We start from the raw sequence: 8,627 nt of genomic DNA, 5'->3' as shown, positions 1-8,627 counted from the left end.
GCTCGGGGGTACGCGTCCATCAGCGAGCGCGGACCGGCCGGGGCAGTTCGCGCAGATCCCCGCACCCCTCACCATGAACGCCGCCCGCAGACGCGAACGAACTCGGGGGCACGCGTCCATCAGCGAGCGCGGACCGGCCGGGGCAGTTCGCGCAGTTGCACGCGCCCCTGGCAGGCCGCAACCCCGCTTACCCCTGAGTCGGTTGTTCAGCCGCCGACCTGGATGCCGGCCATCCGCTTCCACTCGTACGGGCCCGTCTGCACCTTGGCCGCGAACTCGCCGTCGAAGCTCTCGTGGACGGTGATGCCGGACTGCTGGATCGCCTGCTCGGCGATCTCGGTGCTGGGTGCCACCAGGTCGCCCCAGCCGCCGTCCTCGCCGACGAGCACGATGCGGGCACCGCGCTCGCCGATGTGCGCCACCTGGCCCTCGGCACCGCCGTGCGCCTTGGAGAAGGCACTGATCTGCCGCGCGAGCTTCGCCGCCTTGCGCTCGGCCTTCGGGTCAACCTGCTGCGTGTCTGCCATGGCCAGGATGCTACCGACGAGTAGATCAGCTGGCGAGATCGGGGCCCTGTGACATACGTCAGCGCAGGAACGGGTCGACCGCGACCGCCACGAACAGCAGGGACACGTAGGTGATCGACCAGTGGAAGAGTCGCATCTCCTTCAGCTTCACGCCCGAGACCTCGGCCTTGGCCCGGTTCTGCAGGGCGTGGGCCTCCCACAGCCACCAGCCGCCCGACGCCAGCGCGACCAGCGTGTAGAACCAGCCGGTGTAGCCCAGGGGCGTGAGCAGCAGGGAGACCGCGACCATCACCCAGCTGTAGATCACGATCTGCTTGGCGACGACCTTGTTGGAGGCGATGACCGGCAGCATCGGGACGCCCACGCGCGCGTAGTCGTCCTTGACCTTCATGGACAGCGGCCAGTAGTGCGGCGGGGTCCAGAAGAAGATCACCATGAAGAGGATGACCGGCGCCCAGGAGAGCGAGTTCGTGACGGCCGACCACCCGATCAGCACGGGCATGCATCCTGCGATGCCGCCCCAGACGATGTTCTGCGACGTACGCCGCTTGAGGATCATCGTGTAGACGACTACGTAGAAGAGGAGCGCTCCGAGTGACAGCCACGCGCTCAGCCAGTTGACGGTCAACCCGAACAGCAGCGTCGAGACGACGGCCAGCGTGATGCCGAAGGCCAGGCACTCGCCGGGGCCGACCATTCCGGTCACCAGCGGGCGCTGCGAGGTGCGGTCCATCAGGGCGTCGATGTCACGGTCGATGTACATGTTCAGCGCGTTGGCGCCGCCCGCGGAGAGGTAGCCGCCGATGCAGGTGAGCAGGACCAGCTTGAGGTCGGGCACACCCTGCTGCGCCAGGAACATCACCGGAACGGTGGTGATGAGCAGCAGCTCGATGATCCTCGGCTTGGTCAGAGCCACGAACGCCTTGACACGGGCCCCGAACGGCCGGTGAACCGGGCTTTGGCTCGTCCCGAGCGCACCCGCTGGACGGGATTCGACGGCCGTCACGCACACCCCTGACAGAGACATCCCAGCAAGCCTCCCCCTGTGAAGTCCCGGTAAAGGCTCGCGCGTACCACGCCACTTTAGACGTTGCCCATACCCCGGCCTTCGCGGGGGTGGGGTCGTGTTGGCGCACGGCGCATCGGAGGGGTCCAAGGGCTCGATTGAGCAGTCAGATGAGCGGCTCCGTATTCATGTGCCGAATGCGTCCTCGGCCAGTCGGGAGGCGGATCTCAAAGAGTCCCGGCAGTCTGGAATCACTCGAAAAAATGCACGTCCTTACGGGGGTAGGCTCAACAACGGCCGGTGGGCAGAAGTGCACCGGCGGCCGGGTGGGCGCATGCCCCGAAGACCGGCGACCGACATGTGGAGAGGAGCCCTGACCCAGGGTGAGTACCAAGCCGACCACCACAGACCTTGAGTGGAACGAGCTGGACCAGCGGGCCGTGGACACCGCCCGGGTCCTGGCCGCCGATGCCGTACAGAAGGTCGGCAACGGCCATCCCGGTACGGCGATGAGCCTGGCCCCGGCCGCCTACACCCTCTTCCAGAAGGTGATGCGGCACGACCCGGCCGACCCGGAGTGGGTCGCCCGTGACCGCTTCGTGCTGTCCGCCGGCCACTCGTCCCTGACCCTCTACACGCAGCTCTTCCTGGCCGGCTTCGGCCTGGAGCTGGACGACCTGAAGGCCTTCCGCACCTGGGGATCGAAGACGCCGGGCCACCCGGAGTACGGGCACACCAAGGGTGTCGAGACCACCACCGGCCCGCTGGGCCAGGGCGTGGCCAACGCGGTGGGCATGGCGATGGCCGCCCGCTACGAGCGCGGCCTGTTCGACCCCGAGGCCCCGCAGGGCGAGTCCCCCTTCGACCACTTCGTCTACTGCATCGCCGGTGACGGCTGCCTCCAGGAGGGCATCTCCGCGGAGGCGTCCTCGATGGCCGGTCACCAGAAGCTCGGCAACCTGATCCTGCTGTGGGACGACAACCACATCTCGATCGAGGGCGACACCGAGACGGCCGTGTCCGAGGACACCGTCAAGCGGTACGAGGCCTACGGCTGGCACGTGCAGCGGATCGCCCCGAAGCCGGACGGCGACCTCGACCCGCACGCCATCTACAACGCCATCGAGGCCGCGAAGAAGGTGACCGACCGGCCGTCGTTCATCGCGATGCGCTCGATCATCGCCTGGCCGGCCCCGAACGCGCAGAACACCGAGGCCGCGCACGGCTCGGCCCTCGGCGACGACGAGGTCGCGGCCACCAAGCGCGTTCTCGGCTTCGACCCGGAGCAGAGCTTCGAGGTCTCCGACGAGGTGCTGAACCACACCCGCCAGGCCCTGGACCGGGGCCGCCAGGCCAAGGCGGAGTGGGAGAAGTCCTTCCAGGAGTGGCGCGACAACAACGCCGAGCGCGCCGCCGACTTCGACCGCATCAGCAAGGGCGAGCTGCCCACCGGCTGGGAGGAGAAGCTCCCGGTCTTCGAGCCCGGCAAGGGCATCGCCACCCGCGCCGCGTCCGGCAAGGTGCTGCAGGCGCTCGGCGCCGTCGTCCCCGAGCTGTGGGGCGGCTCCGCCGACCTCGCCGGGTCGAACAACACCACCATCGACAAGAACAGCTCCTTCCTGCCGGAGGGCAACCCGCTGCCCGAGGCGAACCCCTACGGCCGCACGATCCACTTCGGCATTCGCGAGCACTCGATGGGCGCGGAGCTGAACGGCATCACGCTGCACGGCAACACCCGCGTCTACGGCGGTACGTTCCTCGTCTTCTCCGACTACATGCGCAACGCGGTGCGCCTGTCGGCCCTGATGCACCTGCCGGTGACGTACGTGTGGACGCACGACTCCATCGGCCTCGGCGAGGACGGCCCGACCCACCAGCCGGTCGAGCACCTGGCCTCGCTGCGCGCGATCCCCGGTCTGAACGTCGTCCGCCCTGCGGACGCCAACGAGACCGCGATCGCCTGGCGCGAGATCCTCAAGCGCTACACGAAGGAGTTCGGCAAGGGCGCCCCGCACGGCCTCGCGCTGACCCGTCAGGGCGTGCCGATCTACGAGCCCAACGAGGATGCCGCGCGCGGTGGTTACGTCCTGTTCGATGCCGAAGGGCCCGAAGGGCAGAGCGCAGCGGCCGAGGTCGTCCTGATCGCCACCGGTTCCGAGGTGCACGTCGCCGTCGAGGCGCGCGAGCAGCTGCAGGCCGACGGGGTGCCGACGCGGGTCGTGTCGATGCCGTCCGTCGAGTGGTTCGAGGAGCAGGACCAGGGGTACCGGGACTCCGTGCTGCCGCCGTCCGTGAAGGCCCGTGTCGCGGTCGAGGCAGGTATCGGGCTGACCTGGCACAAGTACGTCGGGGACGCCGGCCGCATCGTTTCCCTGGAGCACTTCGGTGCTTCCGCCGACGGCAAGGTGCTCTTCCGCGAGTTCGGCTTCACTGCCGAGAACGTGGCTGCCAAGGCCCGGGAATCCATCGCCGCCGCCCAGCGCTGACGCTGACATACGACACGTAGGAGATGTAATTCCATGACAGACGCACTCAAGCGCCTCTCCGAGGAAGGCGTCGCGATCTGGCTGGACGACCTGTCGCGCAAGCGGATCACGTCCGGCAACCTCGCCGAACTGATCGACCAGCAGCACGTCGTGGGCGTCACCACCAACCCGACGATCTTCCAGAAGGCGATCTCGCAGGGCGACGGCTACGACCAGCAGGTCTCCGACCTCGCCGCCCGCAAGGTCACCGTCGAAGAGGCCATCCGCATGATCACCACGGCGGACGTCCGCGACGCCGCCGACATCCTGCGCCCCGTCTTCGACGCCACCGGCGGCAAGGACGGCCGGGTCTCCATCGAGGTCGACCCGCGCCTCGCGCACAACACCAAGGCGACCGTCGCCGAGGCCAAGCAGCTGGCCTGGCTCGTCGACCGCCCCAACACGCTGATCAAGATCCCGGCCACCAAGGCGGGTCTGCCGGCGATCGCCGAGACGATCGGCCACGGCATCAGCGTCAACGTCACGCTGATCTTCTCCCTGGAGCGCTACCGCGCGGTCATGGACGCGTACATCACGGGTCTGGAGAAGGCCAAGGAGCGTGGTCTGGACATCTCGCTGATCCACTCCGTGGCGTCCTTCTTCGTCTCCCGTGTGGACACCGAGATCGACAAGCGCCTGGACGCCCTCGGCACCGACGAGGCCAAGGCGCTGCGCGGCAAGGCCGCCATCGCCAACGCCCGGCTCGCCTACCAGGCGTACGAGGAGGTCTTCTCCTCCGACCGCTGGAACGCGCTGGAGAACGCCGGTGCCAACAGGCAGCGTCCGCTGTGGGCGTCGACCGGTGTGAAGGACCCGGCCTACCAGGACACGATGTACGTGACCGACCTGGTCGCCCCGAACACGGTCAACACCATGCCGGAGGCCACCCTGGAGGCCACCGAGGACCACGGCGAGATCACCGGTGACACCGTCGCCGGCACCTACGAGCAGGCGCGCGCCGACATCGACGCGGTCGAGAAGCTCGGGATCTCGTACGACGACGTCGTCCAGGTGCTCGAGGACGAGGGCGTGGACAAGTTCGAGGCGTCCTGGAACGACCTGCTGAAGTCGACCGAGGCGGAGCTGCAGCGCCTCGCCCCCTCGGAGGGCTGAGTTGTCACCCCTTTCCGGTTCCGGAGCGAACCCGCTTCGTGACCCCGCCGACCGACGGCTCCCGCGCATCGCGGGGCCGTCGGGCCTGGTGATCTTCGGCGTCACGGGCGATCTGTCCCGCAAGAAGCTGATGCCCGCGGTGTACGACCTCGCCAACCGGGGTCTGCTGCCGCCGGGCTTCTCGCTGGTGGGCTTCGCCCGCCGCGAGTGGGCGCACGAGGACTTCGCCGCCGAGGTCCACGACGCCGTCAAGGAGCACGCCCGCACGCCGTTCCGTGAGGAGGTCTGGCAGCAGCTCATCCAGGGGATGCGCTTCGTCCAGGGCACCTTCGACGACGACGACGCCTTCGAGCGGCTGCGCTCCACCATCGAGGAGCTGGACAAGGCACAGGGCACGGGCGGCAACTTCGCCTTCTACCTGTCGGTGCCGCCGCGCTCCTTCCCCGTGGTCATCCAGCAGCTGAAGAAGCACGGGCTGGCCGAGCAGACCGGCGGTTCCTGGCGCCGCGCGGTCATCGAGAAGCCCTTCGGCCACGACCTGCGGTCGGCCGAGGAGCTGAACCAGGTCGTGCACGAGGTGTTCGAGCCGGACCAGGTGTTCCGGATCGACCACTACCTCGGCAAGGAGACCGTCCAGAACATCCTGGCGCTGCGCTTCGCCAACACGATGTTCGAGCCGATCTGGAACCGGTCCTTCGTGGACCATGTGCAGATCACCATGGCCGAGGACATCGGCATCGGCGGCCGCGCCGGCTACTACGACGGCATCGGCGCCGCCCGTGACGTCATCCAGAACCACCTGCTGCAGCTCATGGCGCTGACGGCCATGGAGGAGCCCGCCTCCTTCGGCGCGGACGCGCTGGCCGCGGAGAAGGAGAAGGTGCTCGGCGCCGTGCGGCTGCCGAAGGACCTGGGCCGCAGCACGGTACGCGGGCAGTACGCGGCCGGCTGGCAGGGCGGCCAGAAGGTCATCGGCTACCTCGAAGAGGACGGCATCGACGCGAAGTCGAAGACCGACACGTACGCCGCCGTGAAGCTGGAGATCGACAACCGCCGCTGGGCGGGTGTCCCCTTCTACCTGCGCACCGGCAAGCGGCTCGGCCGCCGGGTCACCGAGATCGCGGTGGTCTTCCAGCGTGCCCCGCACTCCCCCTTCGACCACACGGCCACGGAGGAGCTGGGCCAGAACGCGATCGTCATCCGCGTCCAGCCAGACGAGGGCATCACGGTCCGGTTCGGCTCGAAGGTGCCCGGCACCTCGATGGAGATCCGGGACGTCTCCATGGACTTCGCCTACGGCGAGTCCTTCACCGAGTCCAGCCCGGAGGCGTACGAGCGCCTGATCCTGGACGTGCTGCTGGGCGACGCCAACCTCTTCCCGCGCACGGAGGAGGTCGAGCTGTCCTGGAAGATCCTCGACCCGATCGAGCAGCACTGGGACAGGCACGGCAAGCCCGCGCAGTACCGGTCGGGCACCTGGGGTCCCGTGGAGGCGGACGAGATGCTCGCACGAGACGGACGGAGCTGGCGCCGGCCATGAAGATAGACCTGACCGACACCACCGCCGGCGAGATCAACAAGGCGCTCGTCAAGGGCCGCCGGGCCATCGGCACCCCCGCCGTGGGCATGGTCCTGACCCTCGTCATCGTCACCGACGAGGAGAACGCCTACGACGCGCTGAAGGCCGCCAACGACGCCTCGCGCGAGCACCCCTCGCGCACGCTGGTGGTCATCAAGCGCGTCTCCCGCTCCCCGCGCGACCGCACGTCCTCGCGTCTCGACGCCGAGGTGCGGGTGGGCGCGGACGCGGGCACCGGCGAGACGGTCGTGCTCCGGCTGTACGGCGAGGTCGTCGACCATGCCGACTCGGTCGTCCTGCCGCTGCTGCTGCCGGACGCCCCGGTCGTCGTCTGGTGGCCGGTGAACGCCCCGCTGGACCCGGCCAAGGACCCGCTGGGCGCGCTCGCCCAGCGCCGGGTCACCGACACCTACGCCGCCGAGCAGCCGGTACGGGAGCTGTCCGCCCGCGCCGAGGCCTACACGCCCGGCGACACCGACCTGTCCTGGACCCGGATCACGCCGTGGCGCTCGATGCTGGCGGCGGCCCTGGACCAGGTGGTGTGCGAGGTGCGGACCGTCGAGGTGGAGGGCGAGGAGTTCAACCCGAGCTGTGAGCTGCTGGCGATGTGGCTCGCGGACCGGCTGGACGTCCCCGTCAAGCGCTCGCTGTCCTCGGGCCCGGGCCTGACCGCCGTCCGCATGCACACCAGCAGCGGCCCGATCGTCCTGGACCGCGCCGACGGTTCGCTGGCCACCCTGGCCATCGAAGGCCAGCCGGCCCGCGCGGTGGCGCTCAAGCGCCGGGACACCGCCGAGCTGATCGCGGAGGAGCTGCGCCGGCTCGACCCGGACGACACCTACGCGTCGGCGCTGCGCTACGGCGTGGAGCGGCTGAACACCGTCCCGGAGCCCGCGTCCGCGGAGCCGGACGCGGAGCCGGTCGCGGAGCCGGAACCGGTGGAGGAGACCGCCAAGGCGCCTGCCAGGAAAGCGGCCGCCAAGAAGGCCCCGGCGAAGAAGGCGGCGGCGAAGTGAGCGCTCCCCAGCTGGTCGTGCACCACGACAAGGAACTGATGGCGCAGGCCGCCGCGGCCCGCCTGATCACGAAGATCGTGGACGCGCAGGCCTCCCGGGGCGCCGCTTCCGTGGTCCTCACGGGCGGCCGCAACGGCAACGGCCTGCTGGCCGCGCTGGCCGCGGCACCGGCCCGGGACGCCATCGACTGGGGCCGCCTCGACCTGTGGTGGGGCGACGAGCGCTACCTCCCCGAGGGCGACCCGGAGCGCAACGACACGCAGGCCCGCGAGGCCCTGCTGGACGCCGTATCGCTGGACCCGGAGCGCGTGCACGCCATGCCCGCCTCCGACGGTCCGCACGGTGCGGACGTGGAAGCGGCGGCGGAGGCCTACGCGGAAGAACTGGCGAAGGCGGCCGGGCCGGAGAACCACGGCGCGGTGCCCTCCTTCGACGTACTGATGCTGGGCGTGGGCCCGGACACCCATGTGGCCTCGCTCTTCCCGGAGTTGCCTGCCGTTCGGGAGACCGAGCGCACGGTGGTCGGCGTCCACGGCTCCCCCAAGCCGCCGCCGACCCGGATCAGCCTCACCCTCCCGGCGATCCGCGCGGCCCGCGAGGTCTGGCTGCTCGCGGCCGGCGAGGACAAGGCGCAGGCCGTGGCGATCGCGCTCTCGGGCGCGGGCGAGGTCCAGGCACCGGCGGCGGGCGCGTACGGCCGTTCGCGCACCCTGTGGCTGCTGGACGCCGCCGCTGCTTCGCAGTTGCCGCGGTCGCTGTATCCGCCGGCTTCGCCGTGAACCGGTGAACCTCTGAGAAACGAGGGCGGCAGGGGACGACTCCCCTGCCGCCCTCGTCGCATGTACTGACTCCCCCTCAGCG

7 protein-coding genes are annotated in these 8,627 nt (G+C 69.7%); 5 read left to right on the top strand and 2 right to left on the bottom strand.

Annotated elements, in window-relative coordinates; genetic code table 11:
• Positions 1-206 precede the first annotated feature (206 nt).
• Both AC07CM_RS20900 and AC07CM_RS20895 read right to left on the bottom strand, forming a co-directional pair.
• A complete protein-coding gene (locus AC07CM_RS20900; RefSeq protein ID WP_478877905.1) occupies positions 207-527 on the bottom strand; it encodes a hypothetical protein in 321 nt (106 codons plus the stop codon).
• A gap of 58 nt (positions 528-585) precedes the next feature.
• Positions 586-1,554, bottom strand: coding sequence for a heme o synthase (locus tag AC07CM_RS20895; RefSeq protein WP_478877904.1), 969 nt, complete (start codon positions 1,552-1,554; stop codon positions 586-588).
• Positions 1,555-1,916: 362 nt separating this feature from the next.
• Here AC07CM_RS20895 and tkt point away from each other — a divergent pair, with 362 nt between their 5' ends.
• Genes tkt through pgl form a run of 5 tightly spaced genes read left to right on the top strand, consistent with a single transcriptional unit; the run spans position 1,917 to position 8,545 of the window.
• Positions 1,917-4,019 (top strand): transketolase, encoded by a 2,103-nt coding sequence (gene tkt, locus AC07CM_RS20890; protein ID WP_478877903.1) that lies wholly within the window; start codon positions 1,917-1,919, stop codon positions 4,017-4,019.
• Between the two features lie 33 nt (positions 4,020-4,052).
• Positions 4,053-5,171 (top strand): transaldolase, encoded by a 1,119-nt coding sequence (gene tal / locus AC07CM_RS20885; RefSeq protein WP_478877902.1) that lies wholly within the window; start codon positions 4,053-4,055, stop codon positions 5,169-5,171.
• Position 5,172: 1 nt separating this feature from the next.
• A complete protein-coding gene (gene zwf, locus AC07CM_RS20880; protein ID WP_478877901.1) occupies positions 5,173-6,711 on the top strand; it encodes a glucose-6-phosphate dehydrogenase in 1,539 nt (512 codons plus the stop codon).
• Entirely contained in the window at positions 6,708-7,766 is a 1,059-nt protein-coding gene (opcA, locus tag AC07CM_RS20875; RefSeq protein WP_478877900.1) for a glucose-6-phosphate dehydrogenase assembly protein OpcA, read from the top strand. The genes zwf and opcA overlap by 4 nt, the downstream gene beginning before the upstream one ends.
• Positions 7,763-8,545 carry a 6-phosphogluconolactonase gene (pgl, locus tag AC07CM_RS20870; RefSeq protein WP_478877899.1) on the top strand — a complete coding sequence of 261 codons (783 nt, stop codon included), beginning with the start codon at positions 7,763-7,765 and terminating at the stop codon, positions 8,543-8,545. Before opcA ends, pgl begins: the two co-directional genes overlap by 4 nt.
• Positions 8,546-8,627 lie beyond the last annotated feature (82 nt).

The organism is Streptomyces sp. NPDC044061, from assembly GCF_056434305.1.
Note: the sequence above shows the minus strand (reverse complement) of the source record. Positions and strands in the feature narration are given on the sequence as shown.